The following is a 20,695-nucleotide window of genomic DNA, read 5'->3' as shown; positions in this document are numbered from 1 at the left end:
ATATTATCCCCTATCATCAACTGAGAGGGCTGTGCTAGAGCTTGAACAGTATCTCAATTCAGAGAGATTTAAGAAAAAATTTCCTGAGACAGGCGAGGATGTGAAGGTTATGGGACTGAGAAGAAAGGATAGACTTGACCTCACCGTGGCAATGCCCCTTATCGCACAATACATAGGTTCTGAGCAGGAGTATTTCTTAAGGAAAGACACTATACAGGCTGAGATGGAAAAGTTTATTAGAAAATTCTCAAAAGACTTCAGCATTATTGAGATTAATTACAATACCCTTGATGAAAGAGAACGGGGGATAGGTGGTGTCTATCTCAGTCTTCTTGGCACATCAGCAGAGGATGCAGACTCAGGTCAGGTTGGCAGGGGCAACCGGGTAAATGGCCTTATATCAATGAACAGGCCTATGGGAACAGAAGCAGCAGCAGGTAAAAATCCTGTGAGCCATGTTGGGAAAATATACAATATCCTTTCTCACAGAATAGCAAAGAAGATTTATGAGGAGATAGAGGGGATTAAAGAGGTCTATGTACTTCTTTTAAGCAGAATCGGTACACCAATTGACAGACCACAGATGGCAAATGCCCAGATACTCCTTGAGAAAGGAGTGAGATTAGAAGATGTAAAGGAAAAGGCTGAGGCAGTTATAAAAAGAGAGCTTGAGGGAATCGGAAGATTCTGTTTTGACCTTGCAAGAGGTAAGTATCCTGTCTGTTAGATCAGTGCTTAGATTTATCACCTTTATGTGTGAAATACAGGGCAAGGGCTACAAGAAGTATTCCTGCCCCAAGATAAAGTACATTAAGAACATTTTCGTATTTCAGACCCAGGGCATGTTTGAAGAATGTAACTATAAGAACCATTATAATAACCTTTGCAAGCTTTTCCTTTAGCTGGTCCAGGCTGTGTATCACAAGGATTCTCGATGATCTGGTATCTTGTTCTGCATAATCTATTTTGCTTATAAAGAGCTCGTAAAGTCCCACACCAAATATAATCAGTACAGTAGCTATAAGATAAAAATCTATTGCCCCTATTATATGGGCTACAGCACGCTTGTGAAATTCCTCATAAACTTCTTTGTTAGAAAAGACATGAAAGAACTCCTCAAGAAGAATAAATATATCATAAGTCCCAAGCACAATAAGTAAAATAGCAGAGGCGATACTGGCCACTACAGCAAGAATAATAAAAAACCTGCTCTCCCAAAGGAGCCATTCAAATATCCTTTCCAGTTTTGTAAGCATAAAATAGTATAGCATATCTTGTTTTTTTAATTAAAAAGGTTTTAAAATTATTAAAATGGAAAGTGCTTCGCAAGAAAGAATGATATTTTACAGCCCCACCTCAGGGAGCCTCACCTTTGATGGCGTATTTTCAAAACTCGTGGAATTCATAGGACAGGAACCCCATAGACGCTATCGTTTGATTATAGGTAGCGACTCATTCCTTGGAGATGAAACAACCTTTGTTGTTGCAATAGTTATACACAGAAAGGGTTCAGGCGGACGATATTTCTACAGAAAAATCAGACATAAAAAGATTAAAAATCTGAGACAGAGGATAATGCTCGAGACAACACTGAGCCTTGAGATTGCTGAACTATTGAGGCAGAAACTTTCCCAGAATGGTTACGCAAAACTTCCTGTGGAAATTCACATTGATGTGGGTGAGAATGGTGAAACAAAGGATATAATTAAGGAGGTAGTGGGAATGGTTGCTGGGTCAGGATATGTGGCTGTTACAAAGCCAGATTCCTTTGGAGCATCAAAGGTGGCAGACAGGCACTCAGGATAACATCTTGAAATCCATGGCCTGTTTATGATAAATAAATTCTATGTCAAGACAGTGGAGAGAGGCTGAACTCAGAAGAAGAAGAAACAGAAGAGAAAAACTCAGGAAATTAAGGAAAAGGTATAAACTCGCAAAGACAGAGGCTGAAAAAGCAGCTATCCTTGAGAAGGCATTCAGGATATCGCCTTCGATGAGGATAGAGGATTTTATCTCGGCTATAAAATAGGGTTTGATCCTCAGTCATATTTTTTTCTCAAGCTCAAGCCAGGAGTCAACCTCGATAGCTCCCTCTATATCTTCAAAGGCAAAGGTCTTGATTCTGTATGAACCTGCACTCTTGGCAACCTGAGCCGAACCAACAACTGCCCTGATTGCAAGACCGAGCTCCTGAATATGAGAAAATATACCTTCATGAAAAGCAAGTAAAGGTGCTGAAGGAAATCCATTTTTCATCAGCCACTCTTTAATGTCCTTTCCGGACATCAAACCAGCATAGAGATAAACAACAGGAAATCTTCTCTTGAGCCTCCTGATAACCTCTCTGCTATCCTTTCGGGGTATTAGAGAAAAGGGATTTTCCTTAAGTGTCTCGATATCAATGAGCAATATAGCCTGTCCTCTTTTAAGACAGAGCAAGAGTCCTTCTGCCCTTTCCTCTTCAGTCGTCACAGTGACTCTGAAAAGCCCTGTTTTCTGCGCAGTGAAAGCTCTGTAGGCAACTCCATCACCACCTGAAAGACTTCTGCCCGCTGACCTGCCATCAATAAAAAATTCCACAATCACCCCGCCTTTTCTGAAAAGGCCCTTTCTTATCTCTGCGCTGAGCATAATCTCATCGCCAGCTATACAGAGTCTGTCCTCAACATTTATGGCAGCCGAGGAGATAGAGGATAGGAGTAGCGAGATAAGGAAGGAGAAAAAGATAGAGCCTGTCTTAAAAATGAGCATATGGTATTATAATAAAATTATGAAAGCGCTTGTAACAGAAAGTTTACCTCTATCGATTGTTGAAAGAGTTCACACTGCCTTCAGAAAAAGGGGATTAAAACTATCCATTGCCGAATCCTGTACAGGTGGTCTTATCAGCCACTACATTACATCCCTTCCAGGTGCTAGCCTCTTTTTTGAGGCTGGTGCGGTTACCTATTCAATAAAGGCAAAAGGCAAAATACTGGGTATATATGAAGATAGCATTTCAAGATTTGGTGTAATAAGCAGAGAAATAGCTGCCCTAATGGCCTCATCAATAATGAGGATAACTGGCTCTGATTTTGGTCTTTCTACCACAGGCAATCTTGGACCGGATGTACTCGAGGGAAAAGAAAGGGGTCTTGTGTATATCGGTGTAGCCCACAAAGATAAGACCTGGACAAAGGAGCTGAGGCTTAGTGGTGACAGGATGGATAACAAAGAAAAGGCATCCTTAAAGGCCCTTGAGTTTTTGGTGGAAATAATGGAGGAGAGTTCATATGGCTGAGAAACTGACTGAAGAGATAAAGGCGGAGATTAAAAGACTTGTTGATGAGATAAATTATCATAATTACCGTTATTATGTCCTTGACTCCCCTGTTATCTCAGATGAGGAATATGACAGACTCTTTAAAAGACTAAAAGAGCTTGAAGAAAAATACAATTACATCCTGCCTGATTCACCGACTCAGAGAATAGGCGCTCCACCACTTGAAAAATTTGAAAAGGTCAGACACAGAGAACCAATGCTCTCCCTTGACAATGCCTTCAGCCATGAAGAGGTAAGGGAATTCGACAGGAGGGTAAAGAGATTCCTCGGCATTACCAAGGATATAGAATACACTGTGGAGCCAAAATATGATGGTCTTGCTATTGAGCTTAGCTATGTAAGAGGTCTTCTTGAGAGGGCTTCCACAAGAGGAGATGGTTACGAAGGAGAGGATGTCACCCAGAACATAAAGACCATAAGATCAATACCTCTTAGAATTGAAGGAGATGATGTGCCTGAAGAGATAGACATAAGGGGAGAGGTTTACATGAATATAGATGAATTTGAAAGACTGAACAAAGAAAGGGAAAGAGCAGGAGAGCCACTCTTTGCCAACCCAAGGAATGCAGCTGCGGGCTCTGTTAGGCAACTTGATCCATCTGTAACGGCAAGAAGAAAACTTCATCTTGCCTGTTATGGAGTGGGTGCAATAAAGGGAAAGGAATTTAGAAGTCAGATGGAGTTTATTGAATGGTTAAAAGAGAAGAGATTCCCCGTACCTGCAATTGTAAGGAAGGCGAAAAATATAGAACAGGTATTAGAGATAATAAAAGAAATGGAAGCAATGCGTGATAAATGGCCCTTTGAAACAGACGGAGCAGTAATCAAGGTAAATGACTTTTCTCTCCAGAAGGCTCTTGGTATAAAGACCCGTGAACCCAGATGGGCAATAGCTTACAAGTTTCCGGCTCACCAGGCGACCACAAAGATAATTGATATAAGGGCATCTGTGGGAAGAACAGGAGTGCTTACACCCTATGCAATATTTGAACCGGTAAGGATTGGCGGGGTGACTGTTACAAGGTCAACCCTTCATAACTGGGACGAGATGGAACGAAAGGACATAAGGATAGGTGATACTGTACTTGTTGAAAGGGCTGGAGATGTAATACCCCATGTGGTGATGGTTATTAAGGAAAAGAGGACCGGAAGGGAAAGGCCTTTTCCTATACCCGAGAGGTGCCCTGAATGCGGAAGCAGGGTGGTCAGGGAACCCGAGGAGGTTGCTGTAAGGTGCATAAACATGAACTGTCCTGCTCAGGTTCAGGAAAGGATAATACACTTTGCAAGCAGAGGAGCAATGAATATAGAAGGGCTTGGAGAAAAGACCGTGGAGCTACTTTATTCACAGGGTCTTATTAAACACTTTATAGATATATACAAACTTAAAAAAGAAGACCTTCTGAAGCTTCCCAGATTTGCTGATAAGTCTGCCAAGAACCTGATAGATGCAATAGAGTCGAGTAAGAAGACCACCCTTGCAAGATTCCTCTTTGGCCTCGGCATTCTACATGTTGGTGAATACGTAGCCAGGGTAATTGCGAGACATTTCAGAACCCTTGAAGACCTCTACAATGTTAAGTTGGAAAAACTCACAGAGATACCCCAGATCGGTGAAAAGATTGCAAAATCTATATACGATTTCTTCAACAATCCTGAAAACATAAAGACCCTTGAAACAATGAAGAAGATGGGACTGAAGATTACCAATCCGGACTTCGAAGGGAAAATTAAGGAGAAAAGACCCCTCGAAGGTCTCACCTTTGTAATCACCGGAACCCTTCCACGGCCAAGAAAGGAGATAGAAGAACTTATAGAAAATCTTGGAGGGCACGCTTCCTCATCAGTATCCAAAAGTACAGACTACCTGATTGTTGGTGAGGAACCAGGCTCGAAACTTGAAAAAGCAAAAGTCCTTGGGGTGAGGACCATAAGTTACGAGGATTTTCTGAAAATGGTAGATCGGGGCAGGATATCTGAATAAAAGCCTTTTATGAACACTGCATAATTAGTCCTTCTAACCGACCGAATCTCTTTGCCCGAGTATCAAACCGTTATGACTATGTTATAATTATCTGACTGGAGAGGTGGCCGAGTAGGTCTAAGGCAGCCGCCTGCTAAGCGGTTGTGGGGGTAAAACCTCACCCAGGGTTCGAATCCCTGCCTCTCCGCCATAGAAAGGGTCTGATATCAGGATTCGGACAGAAGCAGCCCTGATTTTCAGGGCTTTAATGAACAAAGGAGGTCTAAAAGGATATCTAAAAAACTTTTTCTACTGATTGCAGCTTTTTTAATCGCGTTCTCCCTTTGTGCATGCAAGAAGAAAGAGGAACAACCGGTTCCACAGGCTCCTGCAGGACCAGGTACAGGTATTATGATGCCACCTGGAGAGACAAAGGTAATAGTGCCAGATGCTGTAAAAGGGAAATGGGATGCTGTAAAACTCCTTATTGAGGATAAGATTGCAAGAAAGACCTCAGAGGTAACTGTGAAATTAAACAGTGAATACAAAATACCGGGTTCAAACCTTAAGATAAAGGTTGGAGAATTCCTTCCTGATTTCAAGATGGATGGCCTTACCATAACCTCATCATCAAATGAGCCAAACAATCCTGCTGTAAGAGTGATTGTATATGAGGGCGATAAAGAGATTTTCAAGGGTTGGCTATATTCAAAGTTTCCCACAATCCATCCATTCCAGCACGAAAAGTACGGGATTACCCTGAAAGAAGGAATTAAAAAGAGTTAATCTTATGAGGTGCGGCCATAGCTCAGCTGGACAGAGCGGCGGACTACGAATCCGTAGGTCGGGGGTTCAAATCCTCCTGGCCGCGCCAGAGTTTTTAGAATTACACTAAAAAATTCGAGAAACTTTTTAGGTTTGGTCAATCCTTATTCTGCTCTAATCTGTTCCATATTCATGTCAAGTTTTGATAAGCCTTCTGTGTAAACGAAAACCTGCTATATATTACCTTTCATTTTTACCACAAAGGCCTGTCTTATTAAATTATCCGCCAATGTTCATTTAACTGGCTAATTACTGCTGTGAATATCCTGTAATCCATCCTCCCTGCACTCCTCTCATACTCAAAACACCCTATATACTCAAGCTGCTCTGCCTTCAAAGCCTCCTCTAATAACCTAACTCTCATGCCCTTAATCCCTTCATCACTTAATTGCCAAAAATCCTTAAAACTCCTTTGATATTCCCTCCATAAATCTGTTAAACTTAGGTCAGTGAGTTCTTTCACTGCCATGGGTGTGTCCTCCTTTCTTTGAGAAATTCATTGTTAATTATGGAGGATACACCCCTTTTTCTTTAATTTTACACAGAAAATTTTACATTACCTATAAGTAATTTATGATGTTCAAGGTTAGAATAAAATACTCATTACTTCTTCATCTTCATCCAGTTCGGATTTTTTAAATTTAATTTTAATTTTTTCTATTTCAGAATAACCTACCGTGTCTCCATCCTTTATAACAGGACCTCTGGTCATCAGATAATTTGCTAATTCGAGCATAAAGAAATAGCCATCAGAAAAATTACCTCTGTAATCCATTATTTCCATTTCTCTGTGATTAAAATTTTTCATACCTAAAGTGTAAAGATAAAGGTTACCATTATCTTTTCTGTAGCCAGTGACCTTTATCCATACTGGCAAAGGCAAAACATTATCTTTTAGCAATTTACTGTATTTATCAAAAAGTTCAGTTGAGAATACCTGTGAAGAAGCCCCCCAGTATATTCCTATTGCATCAAAATACTTACTTAAGGAATTAGCTAATTTTGTAAGAATTATATTAACATCAATGATTGTCCTGTCTTTATTTTTTGTGGCAGTGAATATGACATAATGTTTTTTATGTTTTGAAATCTTCTCAGCAGCATCTTCCCAGAAAATAGCTGTATTGATAGGATATTCCAGTTCTGAAGGTGGTAACGGTATAGGAACAAGACCTATTCCCGCATGAAAGTCACCAATATCAAAAGTGGCTGTTCCATCTTTTCCGTTGAAGTTTTTTTATTTCAAGTAACTCAGGCCAGTCTTTTTTGAGAACCCTTTCAATATCTGCTTGTTTATAGGATTTATCCTCCTTTACCATTATCATGCAAATCTGTGACTTCTCATCCATTGTTCCATCCTCACATGCTCAAAAGCATAGTAAAGATAACAGAAATATAAAATTTACATTTACTGTATTCCTCACTAGTAAAAATATCATTAAATAAAAAGTCTGTCAATACTTTTTCCTCCATGATGCACTATTGTTTCATATGCTATCATATTAAAGATGGACCGTTTTATACATATACTCTCTCAGTCCATAAGAGCAATTAGGGCATTTAAATTGAGGACACTCTTCTGTCTTTTGAGCGTTGGCCTCGGTGTTTCATCCATTACCATAATTGTTGCAGCCACAGAGGGAGCCTATGAAAAGGCTCTTGAAATAGTTGCTGCCTTTGGACCTGACTCACTCCTTGTCTTCGGTGGTTCAGAGGAGATCAGGGCACTCGGTCAGAGGCAGAGAACAATTACACTTGAAGATGTTGAGGCTATAAGAAGGGAGTTTTCCACTGCCTATCTGGTTGTACCGATGACTGCTGTAAGGGAGGTAAATGTATCCTACAAAAATAAAAGACACCAGACCCTTGTAATCGGTTCAACAAGTCAGTACAGCAGGGTCTGGACCTGGCCAGTTATACAGGGCTCTGATTTTACAGAAGAAGATGTAAGGGGAATGAAAAACGTATGTCTAATGGGTCTTCATGTGGTAAGGCAGCTCTTTGGAGATGAAGACCCTGTTGGAAAATATATCTTTGTAAGAAAGATACCTGTTCAGGTAGTTGGTGTTCTTTCAGAAAGGGGAACAAGCCCTGGAGGAGACATCCTTGATGACAGGATAATAATGCCAATCACAACTGTTATGAGAAAACTTCAGAATGAGACAAGATTTATCTCAGCCTTCAGAATAAGGTTTGAGGACAGGGAAAATCTTAATTTTTATATAAATGAACTCAGACACCTACTCAGACAGAGACACGGGCTCAAAGAGGGCGAGCCTGATGATTTCAGAATAGTATCACCAAAAGAGATAACAAGATTCCTCGTAGCACTTACAGGCACGCTCGTTGCTTTTCTGGGTGTTACAGGGCTCATATCACTGATTGTGGCGGGATTCGTACTTGCAAATCTATTTCTCCTGTCAGTTAGAGAAAGAATTAGTGAGATAGGTATAAGAAGGGCGGTTGGTGCCAGTAAGAGAGACATATTTCTCCAGTTTCTCGGTGAAGCAGTGATATTGACAACCTCAGGAGGTCTTGTGGGTTTCATCCTGGCGGTTGCAGGCTCAAAAGTTCTTACCCTTATTTTTGAGTTTCCCATGAAGTTTTCCTGGAAGGCCTTTACAATCGGCATTGTCCTTTCATGGCTTGTAGGAGTGATATTTGGTATCCAGCCTGCAAGAAAGGCTGCTGAGCTTCATCCGGTAGAGGCAATCAGGGGATAGAACAATGAAGATATACTCCTGGATATTTCTTAATTTTAAGATAGCAATCGGTTCACTCTGTGGTTTCAGGGTAAGGACATTGCTTGCAATATCAGGCGTTTTCCTTGGAACCTTTTCCCTTATTATAGTTGCAAATATCTCAAAATCACTTGTGAAAAAGACAGAACTTGAGGCTGAAAAACTTGGCAAGGACATAGTGGTTGTCAGAAGCGGCATTGTCAGAAGGTTCGGTGCGAGGATGAGGATACTTTCTGAATCGACCACCCTTAAAATAGAAGATGCTGATGCAATAATGAAAGGAGCAACATCTGTTATTGAAGTCTCGCCTTCATCAAGCAAGGCATTCCCTGTAAGATATGGTGGCACCAGTCTGTCAAATATTCCTGTTATAGGTGTTATGCCAAATTACAGTGCTATAAGAAATTTCAGTGTTGAAGATGGAGTATTCTTCACAGAGGATGATGTAAGAGAGCTTAACAGAGTTGCGGTTCTTGGAAAGGCAGTTGCAAGAAAACTCTTTGGAGATGAAGATCCCATCGGCAGAAATATACTTATCTTCAGGGTAGCCTTTCAGGTAGTTGGAGTGATGGAGGAAAAGGGTGTGGATGTCTCAGGTGTTGACCAGGATAATCAGGTCTTTGTTCCTCTGAGTACCTTTTTAAGAAGGCTTGTAAATAAAGATTATATAAATACCATATATGTGAAGATAAGGCCTGGTGGATACAATGACATTGCTAAATCAGAAATAAGAGATATTCTCAGAAAACAGCACAGGTTAAAAGAAGAAAAGGAAGATGATTTTACCCTAATAGACATGAAGGATGTAATGACACTCCAGACACAGGCAATAACACTTATAAAGACCCTCGGGAGAATTTCAGCAGTAATATCTTTCCTTATAGGAGGGATTGGAATTCTCTCCATCATGATATTGATCGTGAATGAAAGAAAGGTAGAGATAGGCATAAGAAGGGCTGTTGGTGCAACAAAGAGGGATATAATAATTCAATTTCTCATGGAATCATCCTTTATCTCCCTTACTGGAGGAATGACTGGTCTTGCGGTAAGTTTACCTACAAGTGCAATAATCTTTAACCTGACCGGTCTACCATTTTCCATTTCAGTAATAGGTATTATATTTTCAACCATTGCATCCATTTCAATAGGTATTCTTGCAGGTATATATCCATCAAAAAGGGCAACAACCTTTGAACCCCTCCAGGTTATAAGACATTAAAGGCTAGGCTGTGCCTTTCCTTCAAGCCTATGAATACTTATAAGTAAATATCTTATATTCTTGACACTTTGATTTTTATTATGATATATGTTTTTTATGAAAGGAGCTGCTGTTCTTATAATCAGTAATAAATCTTGTTTTATTTTTTGTGATTTCAGTTCAATATTTTTAAAAGTTAGAAGGAAAACAAACACGAATAAGATAATTTTATAGATGTTGAAAAGCAATGAAGAAAGTTATAGTTAATATCTGTGAGAGCAATTAAAAATAGACTTAATTTCTAAAAAAAGGAGGAAGAAAATGAGAAAATTAATTTTTTTGTTTGCTGTAGCTTTGATATTAATTCCAGCCTTTGTATTCGCACAGACAAAGATAGAAAAAAGGAAGTCTCCACCAATTAGCAAGGAGACGGAAAGCTGTGTAGGATGTCATAAATTTTATACTCCTGGAATAGTTGAGGACTGGATGAACAGTCTTCACTCTAAAACATCTCCCTCCATGGCACTAAAAAAGCCTGAAATTGAAAGAAGGATTTCTTCAAAAAAGGTTGATTCAAAACTTGAAAATGTAGTTGTTGGCTGTTATGAGTGCCACAGCCTGAATACAGATAAACACAGAGATAGCTTTGATCACATGGGTTACAGGATCAATGTTGTTGTATCCATAAATGACTGTTCAACCTGTCATCCTGTAGAAGCCAGTGAATACTCCGGAAGTAAAAAGGCACATGCTTCAGGGAATCTAACAAAGAATCCTGTGTATCATGCACTCGTTGAAACAGTAATAAGCAAAAAGGCTGTTGAGGATAGCAGGATAATACAGAAGGAATCAACAGACTTTACCAAGCAGGAGACCTGTTTCAGCTGTCACGGCACTGAGGTAAAGGTTAAGGGTTTGAAAGAGGTAGAGACAAAGCTTGGTAAGATAAAGGTTCCTGATCTTATTAACTGGCCCAATCAGGGAGTTGGCAGGATAAATCCTGATGGAAGCATGGGTGCCTGTACAGCATGTCATCCAAGACACAGTTTTTCTATAAAAATTGCAAGGAAGCCTGAAACCTGCGGACAGTGCCATTTAGAGCCTGATGTGCCTGCCTATAATGTTTACAAAGAAAGCAAGCATGGAAATATTTATGCCTCGCTGTACCAGGAATGGGATTTTAATGCAGTGCCCTGGAAGGCTGGGAAAGATTTTCAGGCTCCAACATGTTCTGCATGCCATAATAGCCTTATAACTGCACCTGATGGAAAAACTGTTATTGCAGAAAGAACCCATGATTTTGGCTCAAGGCTCTGGATAAGATTGTTCGGACTTGTTTATTCCCATCCGCAGCCAAAACAGGGAGATACATCTATTATAAGAAACAAAGATGGACTACCACTTCCCACTACATTTACAGGTGAGCCTGCGACTGATTATTTAATAAGCCAGGAGGAACAATCAAAAAGGGAGGCTAAGTTTAAAAATATCTGCAAGAGCTGTCACAGTACCTCTTGGGTAAATAACCACTTTGAAAAGATGGACAACACAGTAAAAGAGGTCGACAGCATGATACTCGCTTCTACACTGTTACTTGTTGATGCGTGGAAGAATAACCTAGCAGAAGGGCTTCCTCATGGAAAGAATCCCTTTGATGAGACTGTAGAACAGATGTGGATAAGGCAATGGCTGTTTTATGCCAACTCAATAAAATACGCCTCTGCAATGACAGGAGCTCCTGATTATTCAACCTTTAAGAATGGATGGTGGAATCTTACAGAAAATCTCCAGCACATGCGTGACTGGATTGAACTTAAGAAGGGCGTAAAGAAGTAATAGTTTATTTACACTCAAATTAATTATGACTATATAATTATCAAGCCCTGCATTTAGCAGGGCTTCAATTTTTAAATTTTAAAATAGCCTTATCTCTGCATTTTTAATATAAAAAAAACATGAATGCTATGAATTAAAAAGGGTTATATGAAATAGCGGTGAATTGAGCTAGAATTTAGTAGCCATAGTGAGTCAAGCCCATTTTGCGTCAATCTTTGAATTAAAAATATTTACTCTTTTTACTCTATTATGATAAAATTAATCTAACTGCAGAGATTTTTTCATATGATTCCGCAATCTCTCAGCTCAATCTTAATCCATAAAAGGAGAAAGAATGCCTGCTAAAAAAATTCACAGGGAGGTAGGGGTTTCAGAAATGGCAAATAAATATGTAATTGCTGCTGATATGGGAGGCACAAACACAAGAGTTGCCCTGGTCAGAGAGAATGGATCAATAGAAGAAAAATTAAAAGAAACCACAGGTGCTGAACCTCTCGATAATCTTGTAGAGATGATAAAAAAGCTTCATAGACCCGGGATCCATTCCATTGGTATTGCAGTTGCAGGTGTACTGAATAATCAGAGAACAGGAGTATTTAAGTCTCCCAACATTTCATCAATAGAGGGTGTTGATCTTGTAAATTTTATAAAAAAAGAAACAGGCATATCAAAGGTAGTAATTGAAAATGACGCAAATGCAGCTGCCCTTGGAGAGGCCTGGCTTGGAGCCGGTAAAAAATTTAATTTTTTTGCACTTTTTACCCTGGGCACAGGAATAGGCGGAGGTATTGTGTGCGACGGTACACTTGCACCCCTAGCAGCGGAGTTCGGTCATATGACCATAGTTGCAAATGGTGAATCCTGTTTATGCGGTAATGTTGGATGTTTGGAGCTTTATGCCTCTGGAAGGGCAATAGTTGACAGGGCAATTCACGGAATAATGTCGGGTACAGAGACAAGATTAAGCACATGCTGTGAAGGAAGTGCCTACAGGATAAATCCGGAGATAGTATATGAGATGGCACTGGAAGGAGATGCCTTTTCAAGAGAGGTACTAAGGGCTGCTGGTAGATACCTGGGTATTGGTATTGCTAATATAATAAATATACTAAGCCCTCAGGCCATAATCCTTACAGGTGGATTAACAGGAATGTGGAATATATATGTTCAGGAGGCAATAAAAGAGGCTCAGAAAAGGGCATTCAGGGAGCTTTTTGATAATACACAGATAATACCCTCTGAACTTGGTGAGGATGCGGGCCTTCTCGGAGCTGCAAGACTGGCTTTGATATTATAAATGGATAAGAGAGAGCTCATCAGAAATTTTTCTATAATTGCTCACATAGACCATGGTAAATCAACCCTTGCAGACAGGCTTCTTGAATTTACAGATGCAATTCCAAAAAGGTCAATGGTCGAGCAGGTGCTTGATTCCATGGACCTTGAGAGGGAAAGGGGTATTACTATTAAGGCCCATACAGCTACCCTTAATTACAAGGCAAGGGATGGAAAGACCTATATACTAAATCTCATAGACACACCTGGTCATGTAGATTTCTCCTATGAGGTTTCAAGAAGCCTTGCAGCCTGTGAGGGCTGTCTCCTTGTTGTTGATGCTACCCAGGGAGTTGAGGCACAGACTATTGCAAACGCCTATCTTGCCATGGAGAATAATCTTGAAATAATACCTGTGATAAACAAGATAGACCTTCCATCAGCAGATCCTGAGAAGGTCAAAAGAGAGATAGAAGACACCCTTGCAATTGACTGTTCAGATGCCATTCTTGCTTCTGCAAAAGAAGGGATAGGAACAGAGGAGATACTTGAGGCGATAGTTAAAAGAATACCACCGCCAAAGGGTGCTCCTGATGCACCGCTGAGGGCGCTGATTTTTGACTCCTGGTACGACAATTATCAGGGAGTTATAGTGATAGTGAGGGTTGTTGATGGAATTTTGAGAAAGGGAATGAAAATAAGACTCATGTCAAATAACAAAGATTTTGAGGTCACTGAAGCAGGTATTCTTACACCAAAGATGAAAAAGACCGATGAATTAATTGCAGGTGAGGTTGGTTATGTAATAGCCGGTATAAAGAATGTGTCAGATACAAGAATAGGTGATACCATAACAGATGCATCAAGACCCGCCTCTATACCCCTTCCAGGATTCAAAGAAATAAAACCAATGGTCTTCTGCGGTCTCTATCCAACAGATTCAGAGCAATACGAAGATCTAAAAGAAGCACTACTTAAGATGAGGCTGAATGATTCATCTTTTGTTTTTGAACCCGAGTCATCCAGTGCCCTTGGCTTTGGTTTCAGGTGCGGATTTCTCGGTCTTCTTCACATGGATATAATAAAAGAAAGGCTTGAAAGAGAATTCGGTCTTTCCCTCATAAGCACTGCACCAACTGTTATTTACAGAGTAATTGATGAGCAGGACAGGGTTCTTTACATAGACAATCCTTCAAAGCTGCCTCAGAGATATAAGTCCATCGAAGAACCCTATGTTAAGGTTACTATTTTTATGCCACAGGATTTTATAGGACCGATACTTGAGCTCTGTCAGGAAAAAAGAGGTGAGCAGAAGGAATTTCATTATATAGGCAGGGAAAGGATAATGGTTGTATATGAAATACCCCTGAATGAGATACTCTGGGACTTTTATGATAAACTCAAATCACTTTCAAAGGGATACGCCTCAATGGATTATGAATTCATTGGTTACAGACCTTCTGAACTTGTTAAACTTGATATACTCCTTAACGGAGAACCTGTTGACGCCCTCTCCTTGATTATACATAAGGACAGGGCTTATTATAGAGGACGTCAGATAGCTGAAAAGCTCAGAGAAACGATTCCAAAACAGCTTTTTGAGGTTGTAATACAGGCAGCTATTGGTAGCAGAGTTATAGCAAGAGAATCGATAAAACCACTCAGAAAAAATGTCCTTGCTAAATGCTATGGAGGAGATGTTACGAGAAAAAAGAAGCTCCTTGAAAAACAGAAGGAGGGTAAAAAGAGGATGAAGCAGGTTGGAAAGGTTGAAGTGCCCCAGGAGGCCTTTCTTTCAGTATTAAAGGTGGAGGGATAGATGAAAAAGACAAAGAAGGAGATACTCAAAGAATACATTGAGGCTATAATAACTGCGCTCCTCATCGCACTTATTATTAGGGCCTATGTTGTCCAGGCTTTTAAGATTCCCTCAGGCTCAATGATACCGACCCTGCTGGTGGGTGACCATCTTCTTGTGAATAAGTTTATTTATGGAATAAAACTTCCCTTCTCTGACAGAAAAATACTTGTTTTAAGAAAACCCCAGAGAGGGGATATAATTGTATTTAAATACCCTGAAGACCCGAGCAGAGATTTTATAAAAAGAGTGATAGCAGTTGAAGGTGATTTGATTGAAGAAAGAAATAAGATTGTATATATTAACGGACAGCCCCTAAATGAACCTTATGTTCTGCATACAGATCGTAATTACAGAAATCCCTTTGAGCCAAGGGACAATTTCGGACCCTATATTGTACCAAAAAACAAACTGTTTGTTATGGGGGACAACAGGGATCAGAGCTATGATAGTCGCTACTGGGGATACGTAGATCTAAAAGATGTTAAGGGTAAGGCAATGATAATCTACTGGTCATGGGACAGTGAAAGAAATACTGTAAGATTAAACAGGATTGGGAGGCTTATAAAATGAAGATACTAAAGGCCCTCATTTTTCTCGCCATCTTTGTCGCCATCATATATTCTGGCATTAGACTCGGTGAGCCTTACTGGAGGTATTACAGTTTTAAGGCAAAGGTTGAGGATATTGCAAGATTTGAGGTTAAGCAGGAAGAAATACTTCCAGCAGTAATGCAACAGGCTCAGCAAATTGGTATTCCTATAAGCGAGTCAGATGTACTCATATCAGGCTCAAGGGGAAATTATGTTATCGAAACGGGCTGGACAGAGAGCGTTAATCTTTTTGATGTATATGAGCATACCTATAATTTCCAGTTAAAAGTTGGTGAGTAGTGTTTACAGGGATAATCATTGAACTCGGAACAGTTCAATCCCTTATAAAGGGAGGAAAGGTTAGCCGCCTTTATATAAAGACATCTTTTTCAAAAAAAGCCTCTATAGGTGATAGCATTGCTGTGAACGGAGTCTGCCTCACAGTTGTGGATATAAAAGACCATGCAGTGGGTTTTGACCTTTCAGAAGAAACTTTGAAGGTCACAAATCTCGGTGAACTTACTCCAGGTGCAAGGGTAAATATCGAACCAGCCATGAGGGCAGATAGCTCCTTTGGTGGTCATATGGTTACAGGACATGTGGACTGCACAGGGATTATAAAAACAAAACAGCAGAAAGGAGACCTTGTCTATTTCGAAATATCAGCACCTTCTGAATTCATGAAATACCTTGTTCCGAAAGGTTCTGTTGCAGTTGATGGCATAAGTCTTACAGTGGTTGAATTAGGCAGGGACTATTTCAGCCTTATAATAATTCCCCATACTGCAAGGATTACAACCCTCGGATTTAAAGGCCCTGGTGACAGGGTCAATTTAGAAGCTGATATAATAGGAAAGTATGTCATTAGATACCTTGAAGCCCTTCCTGGCATAAGCCAGAAGGGAGTAAGTTTTGCAGATTAGGAGGTAGGTTTATGGAATATAAATTCAATACTATTGATGAGGCAATAGAAGAACTCCAGAAGGGCAGGATGATTATCCTCGTTGATGATGAAGACAGGGAAAATGAAGGTGATCTCTGCATGGCTGCTGAAAAGGTTACCCCAGAGGCAATAAACTTTATGGCAAAGTATGGAAGGGGTCTAATATGCCTTAGCCTTACCCCTGAGCGTGTTGAAGAACTTAAACTACCCATGATGACAGACGAAAATTCATCACCCTATGGTACTGCCTTCACCATATCCATTGAGGCAAAGAGAGGTGTAACCACAGGCATTTCTGCACATGACAGGGCAAAAACAATCCTTACAGCAATAGATCCCAAAACCAAACCTGAAGACCTTGCAAGACCAGGTCATGTCTTTCCTCTTAAGGCAAGGCCAGGCGGAGTTCTCCAGAGGGTGGGGCACACAGAAGGTTCCGTTGACCTTGCAAGACTTGCAGGTCTCTATCCAGCAGGTGTTATATGTGAGATAATGAATGATGATGGAACAATGGCGAGGGTTCCTGAATTGATGGAATTTGCTAAAAAACATAACCTAAAGATTGTGACGATCAAAGATCTTATTAAATACAGAATGAGGACAGAAAGACTTGTAAAGAGGATTGCAACCACTAAACTTCCCACTGATTATGGAGATTTTACAGCCATTGCCTATTCAAATTATGTAGATTCTAATATACATATCGCCCTTGTAAAGGGTGATATAAAGCCTGATGAACCTGTTCTTGTAAGGGTTCATTCAGAATGTCTTACAGGAGATGTCTTTGGCTCAAAAAGATGTGATTGTGGCGAACAGCTTCACAGGGCAATGGAGATGGTACAGCGGGAAGGTAAGGGTATTATACTTTACATGAAGCAAGAAGGTAGGGGCATAGGACTTGAGAATAAGCTGAAAGCTTACGAGCTGCAAGACAAGGGGCTTGATACCGTGGAAGCAAATATCCAGCTCGGCTTTAAACCTGATCTCAGAGACTATGGAATAGGCGCCCAGATACTGGTTGACCTTGGGGTAAAGAATATGAGGCTTATGACAAATAATCCAAAAAAGATAGTAGGACTTGAAGGATATGGATTGAAGGTTATTGAAAGAGTTCCCATAGAGATAAAGCCCCATGATAAAAATCTTGTTTATCTTAGAACAAAAAAGAAAAAACTCGGTCATCTTCTTGAAAATGTTTAAGGAGGAAATAAACATGAAAATAATTGAGGGAGAGCTTCAGGCACAGGGTCTGAAATTTTGCATAATAGTTAGCAGGTTCAATGATTTTATTACAGAAAGACTGCTTGAGGGAGCGAAGGATTGTCTTTTAAGGCACGGAGCAGAGGACAGGTCTATAGATATTGTAAAGGTTCCAGGAGCTTTCGAGATCCCCCTTGTTGCAAAGTCAGTGGCAAAAAAAGGTATTTATAATGCAATTATCTGTATTGGAACAGTAATAAGGGGTGCTACACCACATTTTGAATATGTTGCCTCTGAGGTTTCAAAGGGTATTGCCCAGGTTGGTCTTGAAACAGGCATTCCTGTTACCTTTGGGATTATTACTGCTGATACCATTGAGCAGGCAATTGAAAGAGCTGGCTCCAAAGCCGGTAATAAGGGATGGGATGCTGCTCTTACAGCTATTGAGATGGCACAGGTTCTTAAAAAGATTTAATCCATGAAAAGGAGAACCTCAAGAGAATGTGCTTTGCAACTCCTCTTTCAGTATGATTTCACCAAGAAGATACCTGATAAAAAAGAGCTTGAAGATTTCTGGTCGATGAGAATTGAAGCAGAGGATATACGGACCTTTGCAGAAGAGTTACTTTACGGAACCTTAAAACATATAAAGGAAATAGATGATATAATTAGCAGTGTTTCGGAGCACTGGACAGTAGAAAGGATGGCAGCTGTTGATAGAAATATTCTCAGACTAGCTACATATGAACTCCTTTATAGACCTGATATACCTGCGCCTGTTACCATAAATGAGGCAATCGAGATAGCAAAGAGATATTCTTCAGAGGATTCCCCATCTTTCATAAATGGAATCCTTGACAGAATTGCAAGGGAAGTAGCCTCAAGGGTTGAGTTGACGAAAAAGACCTGATGCTTGCAGTTATATCAGATGTACACGGAAATCTTGAAGCCCTTAATACTGTAATTTCTGATATAAAAAGAAATCAAATAAAGAATATAATTTTTCTTGGAGATGCAGTAGGTTATGGCCCTGATCCTGAAGCTGTTCTTGAAATCTTAAAAAATGAGTGTATCTCTATGGTAGCAGGAAATCATGACAGGGCGGTTATAGACCCTTCCCTTGATGAGTATTTTAATGAAATAGCAAGGGATGCAATATTATGGACAAGATCTGTTTTAACAAAAAAATCATTTGATTTTCTTAAGACATTACCTCTTAAGTCTAATTATATGTACAAGGAAATTGATATCCTGGCAGTTCATGCCTCACCAAGGGAGCCTGAAGAGTGGCATTATATAATAACCCTTAGAGATGCTATGATTAATTTTTATTATTTCAATGAAAGGCTCTGCTTCATAGGACATAGCCATTCACCATTTATTGTAGAAAAAACAGACCAGGGAGAGCTAATTATAAGAACAGATAGGCCCTGCATGATAAAGGATAAAAGCAGGTATATTATAAATGCAGGAAGTGTAGGTCAGCCAAGGGATGGTGATCCAAGGGCATGTTATGCTATCTTTAATGGAAGTGGTATAAATTTTATAAGACTGCCTTATGATATAGAGAAAACTCAAAAAAAGATGAAAGACGTTGGTTTGCCCTATCCATTAATTGATAGATTGAAGAAAGGAGTCTGAGTTATGATTGAGCGTTATACAAGACCTGTAATGCAGAAGCTCTGGTCACCAGAAAATAAGTTCAAAAAATGGCTTGAGGTAGAAATAGCTGTGTGTGAGGCATGGCATGAGCTTGGAGAAATACCTGATGAGGCTCTTAAGAAAATAAAGGAAAGGGCTGGCTTTGATCTTCAAAGAATTGAAGAAGTAGAGCGTACTGTAAAACATGATGTTATCGCCTTTCTTCAGTCTCTGTCTGAGCATATAGGTCCTGAGTCAAGATATGTCCATAAGGGACTCACATCCTCTGATATCGTGGATACAGCACTCAGCCTTTTAATGAGAGAGGCAGCTGATATTATAATTGAAAATATTAAGAATTTACTTTCAATTCTAAAAGAAAAGGCTTTGAGATATAAAGATATTCCATGTATGGGTAGAACACATGGAGTTCATGCTGAACCTATGTCCTTTGGGCTTAAATTTCTGCTCTGGTATTCTGAGATGGAGCGTAATTTGGAAAGAATAAAAAGAGCAAGGGATGTTATCAATGCAGGAAAGATATCTGGAGCAGTCGGTACATTCTCAAACATTCCTCCTGAAATAGAGGAAAAAGTCTGTAAAAAACTCGGGTTGAATCCTGAACCTGTAGCTAACCAGATAGTCCAGAGGGACAGACATGCTGAATATCTTTCAGCAATGGCAATTACAGCAGCAACAATTGAAAAGATCAGTCTTGAGGTTAGACATCTCCAGAGGACAGAGGTACTTGAGGCTGAAGAACCCTTTACTGAAGGCCAGAAGGGTTCATCGGCGATGCCCCATAAGAGAAATCCTGTAGGAGCTGAAAACCTCTGTGGCCTTTCAAGGGTTGTAAAGGCAAATCTAATGGCAGCCTTAGATAACATTGCCCTCTGGCATGAAAGGGATATATCCCATTCCTCAGTTGAAAGGGTAATAATACCTGACAGTACTATACTCATTGATTACATGCTTGTAAGACTTACAGGTATTATAAAAGATCTCCAGGTCTATCCTGAAAGGATGATGGAAAATATAGCAAGAAGTTACGGACTTTACAATTCTCAGAGGATACTTCTGATGCTTACAGAAAAGGGTCTTACAGGGGAAGAAGCATATAAATATGTACAGAGAAATGCCATGAAGAGCTGGAAGGAGAAACAGGATTTCAAGCAATTGGTTCTTTCTGACAGTGATATCCTGCAGTACCTCAATCCTGAGGAGATAGAAAGGGCTTTTGATCTCGGTTATTATATGAGGAATATAGATTATATTTATAAAAGGGTGCTTGGGGACTAAA

The 20,695-nt window shown here is 39.9% G+C and carries 24 protein-coding genes and 2 tRNA genes; 21 read left to right on the top strand and 5 right to left on the bottom strand.

The features are described 5' to 3' along the window. Positions 1-727: methionine adenosyltransferase (locus N2257_04550; GenBank protein MCX7793658.1), on the top strand; the 727-nt coding region annotated here is incomplete at its 5' end. Between the two features lies 1 nt (position 728). Here the strand turns inward: N2257_04550 and N2257_04545 are convergent. Further along, the gene (locus N2257_04545; GenBank protein MCX7793657.1) at positions 729-1,256 is read right to left on the bottom strand and encodes a YqhA family protein; all 528 of its coding nucleotides are present in this window, start codon (positions 1,254-1,256) and stop codon (positions 729-731) included. A gap of 79 nt (positions 1,257-1,335) precedes the next feature. Between N2257_04545 and N2257_04540 the strand changes: the two genes are divergently transcribed. After that, a complete protein-coding gene (locus tag N2257_04540) occupies positions 1,336-1,806 on the top strand; it encodes a ribonuclease H-like YkuK family protein (protein ID MCX7793656.1) in 471 nt (156 codons plus the stop codon). Positions 1,807-1,846: 40 nt separating this feature from the next. Then, entirely contained in the window at positions 1,847-2,029 is a 183-nt protein-coding gene (locus N2257_04535) for a hypothetical protein (GenBank protein ID MCX7793655.1), read from the top strand. 14 nt (positions 2,030-2,043) lie between these two features. Here N2257_04535 and N2257_04530 read toward each other — a convergent pair whose 3' ends face one another. After that, the gene (locus N2257_04530; protein ID MCX7793654.1) at positions 2,044-2,751 is read right to left on the bottom strand and encodes a hypothetical protein; all 708 of its coding nucleotides are present in this window, start codon (positions 2,749-2,751) and stop codon (positions 2,044-2,046) included. A 19-nt stretch (positions 2,752-2,770) separates the two neighbouring features. On the opposite strand from N2257_04530, the gene N2257_04525 reads away from it, so the two are divergent. From N2257_04525 to N2257_04505, 5 genes are all read left to right on the top strand, one after another. Continuing rightward, positions 2,771-3,280, top strand: coding sequence for a CinA family protein (locus N2257_04525; GenBank protein MCX7793653.1), 510 nt, complete (start codon positions 2,771-2,773; stop codon positions 3,278-3,280). Beyond that, complete coding sequence (gene ligA / locus N2257_04520; protein ID MCX7793652.1) at positions 3,273-5,306, top strand: NAD-dependent DNA ligase LigA; 2,034 nt, start codon at positions 3,273-3,275, stop codon at positions 5,304-5,306. The genes N2257_04525 and ligA overlap by 8 nt, the downstream gene beginning before the upstream one ends. A gap of 97 nt (positions 5,307-5,403) precedes the next feature. After that, positions 5,404-5,496, top strand: a tRNA-Ser gene (locus tag N2257_04515). A 200-nt stretch (positions 5,497-5,696) separates the two neighbouring features. After that, positions 5,697-6,071, top strand: coding sequence for a DUF2155 domain-containing protein (locus N2257_04510; GenBank protein ID MCX7793651.1), 375 nt, complete (start codon positions 5,697-5,699; stop codon positions 6,069-6,071). Positions 6,072-6,082: 11 nt separating this feature from the next. Beyond that, positions 6,083-6,159, top strand: a tRNA-Arg gene (locus tag N2257_04505). A gap of 165 nt (positions 6,160-6,324) precedes the next feature. On the opposite strand, the gene N2257_04500 is transcribed toward N2257_04505, so the two are convergent. The 3 genes from N2257_04500 to N2257_04490 form a co-directional block, all read right to left on the bottom strand. After that, on the bottom strand, positions 6,325-6,579 hold the full coding sequence (locus N2257_04500; GenBank protein ID MCX7793650.1) for a hypothetical protein: 255 nt from the start codon (positions 6,577-6,579) through the stop codon (positions 6,325-6,327). Positions 6,580-6,696: 117 nt separating this feature from the next. Continuing rightward, the gene (locus N2257_04495) at positions 6,697-7,011 is read right to left on the bottom strand and encodes a DUF4261 domain-containing protein (GenBank protein MCX7793649.1); all 315 of its coding nucleotides are present in this window, start codon (positions 7,009-7,011) and stop codon (positions 6,697-6,699) included. A gap of 298 nt (positions 7,012-7,309) precedes the next feature. Further along, positions 7,310-7,459 (bottom strand): hypothetical protein, encoded by a 150-nt coding sequence (locus N2257_04490; GenBank protein MCX7793648.1) that lies wholly within the window; start codon positions 7,457-7,459, stop codon positions 7,310-7,312. A 159-nt stretch (positions 7,460-7,618) separates the two neighbouring features. Here N2257_04490 and N2257_04485 point away from each other — a divergent pair, with 159 nt between their 5' ends. The 13 genes from N2257_04485 (at position 7,619) to purB (ending at position 20,694) form a co-directional block, all read left to right on the top strand. Beyond that, the gene (locus tag N2257_04485; GenBank protein MCX7793647.1) at positions 7,619-8,833 is read left to right on the top strand and encodes an ABC transporter permease; all 1,215 of its coding nucleotides are present in this window, start codon (positions 7,619-7,621) and stop codon (positions 8,831-8,833) included. A gap of 4 nt (positions 8,834-8,837) precedes the next feature. Next, positions 8,838-10,070, top strand: a complete 1,233-nt coding sequence (locus N2257_04480) for an ABC transporter permease (GenBank protein MCX7793646.1) — start codon at positions 8,838-8,840, stop codon at positions 10,068-10,070. A gap of 300 nt (positions 10,071-10,370) precedes the next feature. After that, positions 10,371-11,885: a cytochrome c3 family protein gene (locus N2257_04475; protein ID MCX7793645.1), complete on the top strand. Its 1,515-nt coding sequence runs from the start codon at positions 10,371-10,373 to the stop codon at positions 11,883-11,885. Positions 11,886-12,219: 334 nt separating this feature from the next. Then, positions 12,220-13,182: an ROK family protein gene (locus N2257_04470; protein MCX7793644.1), complete on the top strand. Its 963-nt coding sequence runs from the start codon at positions 12,220-12,222 to the stop codon at positions 13,180-13,182. Further along, positions 13,183-14,979: a translation elongation factor 4 gene (lepA, locus tag N2257_04465; GenBank protein MCX7793643.1), complete on the top strand. Its 1,797-nt coding sequence runs from the start codon at positions 13,183-13,185 to the stop codon at positions 14,977-14,979. Continuing rightward, on the top strand, positions 14,980-15,591 hold the full coding sequence (gene lepB, locus N2257_04460) for a signal peptidase I (protein MCX7793642.1): 612 nt from the start codon (positions 14,980-14,982) through the stop codon (positions 15,589-15,591). Further along, positions 15,588-15,911, top strand: a complete 324-nt coding sequence (locus N2257_04455; protein MCX7793641.1) for a hypothetical protein — start codon at positions 15,588-15,590, stop codon at positions 15,909-15,911. The genes lepB and N2257_04455 overlap by 4 nt, the downstream gene beginning before the upstream one ends. Next, a complete protein-coding gene (locus N2257_04450) occupies positions 15,911-16,534 on the top strand; it encodes a riboflavin synthase (protein MCX7793640.1) in 624 nt (207 codons plus the stop codon). Before N2257_04455 ends, N2257_04450 begins: the two co-directional genes overlap by 1 nt. Positions 16,535-16,545: 11 nt before the next feature. After that, on the top strand, positions 16,546-17,754 hold the full coding sequence (locus N2257_04445) for a bifunctional 3,4-dihydroxy-2-butanone-4-phosphate synthase/GTP cyclohydrolase II (protein MCX7793639.1): 1,209 nt from the start codon (positions 16,546-16,548) through the stop codon (positions 17,752-17,754). Positions 17,755-17,767: 13 nt separating this feature from the next. Next, positions 17,768-18,229: a 6,7-dimethyl-8-ribityllumazine synthase gene (gene ribE / locus N2257_04440; GenBank protein MCX7793638.1), complete on the top strand. Its 462-nt coding sequence runs from the start codon at positions 17,768-17,770 to the stop codon at positions 18,227-18,229. Positions 18,230-18,232: 3 nt separating this feature from the next. Then, a complete protein-coding gene (gene nusB, locus N2257_04435) occupies positions 18,233-18,664 on the top strand; it encodes a transcription antitermination factor NusB (protein ID MCX7793637.1) in 432 nt (143 codons plus the stop codon). Beyond that, positions 18,664-19,395, top strand: a complete 732-nt coding sequence (locus tag N2257_04430; protein MCX7793636.1) for a metallophosphatase family protein — start codon at positions 18,664-18,666, stop codon at positions 19,393-19,395. Before nusB ends, N2257_04430 begins: the two co-directional genes overlap by 1 nt. Positions 19,396-19,398: 3 nt before the next feature. Further along, positions 19,399-20,694, top strand: coding sequence for an adenylosuccinate lyase (gene purB, locus N2257_04425; protein ID MCX7793635.1), 1,296 nt, complete (start codon positions 19,399-19,401; stop codon positions 20,692-20,694). Position 20,695 lies beyond the last annotated feature (1 nt).

It is taken from the genome of Thermodesulfovibrionales bacterium, from assembly GCA_026417875.1.
In the GTDB taxonomy this organism is placed as follows: Bacteria; Nitrospirota; Thermodesulfovibrionia; order Thermodesulfovibrionales; family CALJEL01; genus CALJEL01.
The sequence above is the reverse complement of the archived record's forward strand: the minus strand, read 5'-3'. Positions and strand labels throughout refer to the sequence as shown.

What these genes read in the sequence shown, in the direction of transcription:
- ligA (MCX7793652.1), top strand. Translation starts at nt 3,273, where the DNA reads ATGGCTGAGAAACTGACTGAAGAGATAAAGGCGGAGATTAAAAGACTT.
- N2257_04510 (MCX7793651.1), top strand. Translation starts at nt 5,697, where the DNA reads ATGATGCCACCTGGAGAGACAAAGGTAATAGTGCCAGATGCTGTAAAA.
- N2257_04475 (MCX7793645.1), top strand. Translation starts at nt 10,371, where the DNA reads ATGAGAAAATTAATTTTTTTGTTTGCTGTAGCTTTGATATTAATTCCA.
- nusB (MCX7793637.1), top strand. Translation starts at nt 18,233, where the DNA reads ATGAAAAGGAGAACCTCAAGAGAATGTGCTTTGCAACTCCTCTTTCAG.
- N2257_04470 (MCX7793644.1), top strand. Translation starts at nt 12,220, where the DNA reads ATGCCTGCTAAAAAAATTCACAGGGAGGTAGGGGTTTCAGAAATGGCA.
- N2257_04535 (MCX7793655.1), top strand. Translation starts at nt 1,847, where the DNA reads ATGTCAAGACAGTGGAGAGAGGCTGAACTCAGAAGAAGAAGAAACAGA.
- N2257_04500 (MCX7793650.1), bottom strand. Translation starts at nt 6,579, where the DNA reads ATGGCAGTGAAAGAACTCACTGACCTAAGTTTAACAGATTTATGGAGG.
- N2257_04445 (MCX7793639.1), top strand. Translation starts at nt 16,546, where the DNA reads ATGGAATATAAATTCAATACTATTGATGAGGCAATAGAAGAACTCCAG.
- lepB (MCX7793642.1), top strand. Translation starts at nt 14,980, where the DNA reads ATGAAAAAGACAAAGAAGGAGATACTCAAAGAATACATTGAGGCTATA.
- purB (MCX7793635.1), top strand. Translation starts at nt 19,399, where the DNA reads ATGATTGAGCGTTATACAAGACCTGTAATGCAGAAGCTCTGGTCACCA.
- N2257_04430 (MCX7793636.1), top strand. Translation starts at nt 18,664, where the DNA reads ATGCTTGCAGTTATATCAGATGTACACGGAAATCTTGAAGCCCTTAAT.
- N2257_04540 (MCX7793656.1), top strand. Translation starts at nt 1,336, where the DNA reads ATGATATTTTACAGCCCCACCTCAGGGAGCCTCACCTTTGATGGCGTA.
- N2257_04490 (MCX7793648.1), bottom strand. Translation starts at nt 7,459, where the DNA reads ATGGATGAGAAGTCACAGATTTGCATGATAATGGTAAAGGAGGATAAA.
- N2257_04545 (MCX7793657.1), bottom strand. Translation starts at nt 1,256, where the DNA reads ATGCTTACAAAACTGGAAAGGATATTTGAATGGCTCCTTTGGGAGAGC.
- N2257_04455 (MCX7793641.1), top strand. Translation starts at nt 15,588, where the DNA reads ATGAAGATACTAAAGGCCCTCATTTTTCTCGCCATCTTTGTCGCCATC.
- ribE (MCX7793638.1), top strand. Translation starts at nt 17,768, where the DNA reads ATGAAAATAATTGAGGGAGAGCTTCAGGCACAGGGTCTGAAATTTTGC.
- N2257_04485 (MCX7793647.1), top strand. Translation starts at nt 7,619, where the DNA reads ATGGACCGTTTTATACATATACTCTCTCAGTCCATAAGAGCAATTAGG.
- lepA (MCX7793643.1), top strand. Translation starts at nt 13,183, where the DNA reads ATGGATAAGAGAGAGCTCATCAGAAATTTTTCTATAATTGCTCACATA.
- N2257_04525 (MCX7793653.1), top strand. Translation starts at nt 2,771, where the DNA reads ATGAAAGCGCTTGTAACAGAAAGTTTACCTCTATCGATTGTTGAAAGA.
- N2257_04480 (MCX7793646.1), top strand. Translation starts at nt 8,838, where the DNA reads ATGAAGATATACTCCTGGATATTTCTTAATTTTAAGATAGCAATCGGT.
- N2257_04530 (MCX7793654.1), bottom strand. Translation starts at nt 2,751, where the DNA reads ATGCTCATTTTTAAGACAGGCTCTATCTTTTTCTCCTTCCTTATCTCG.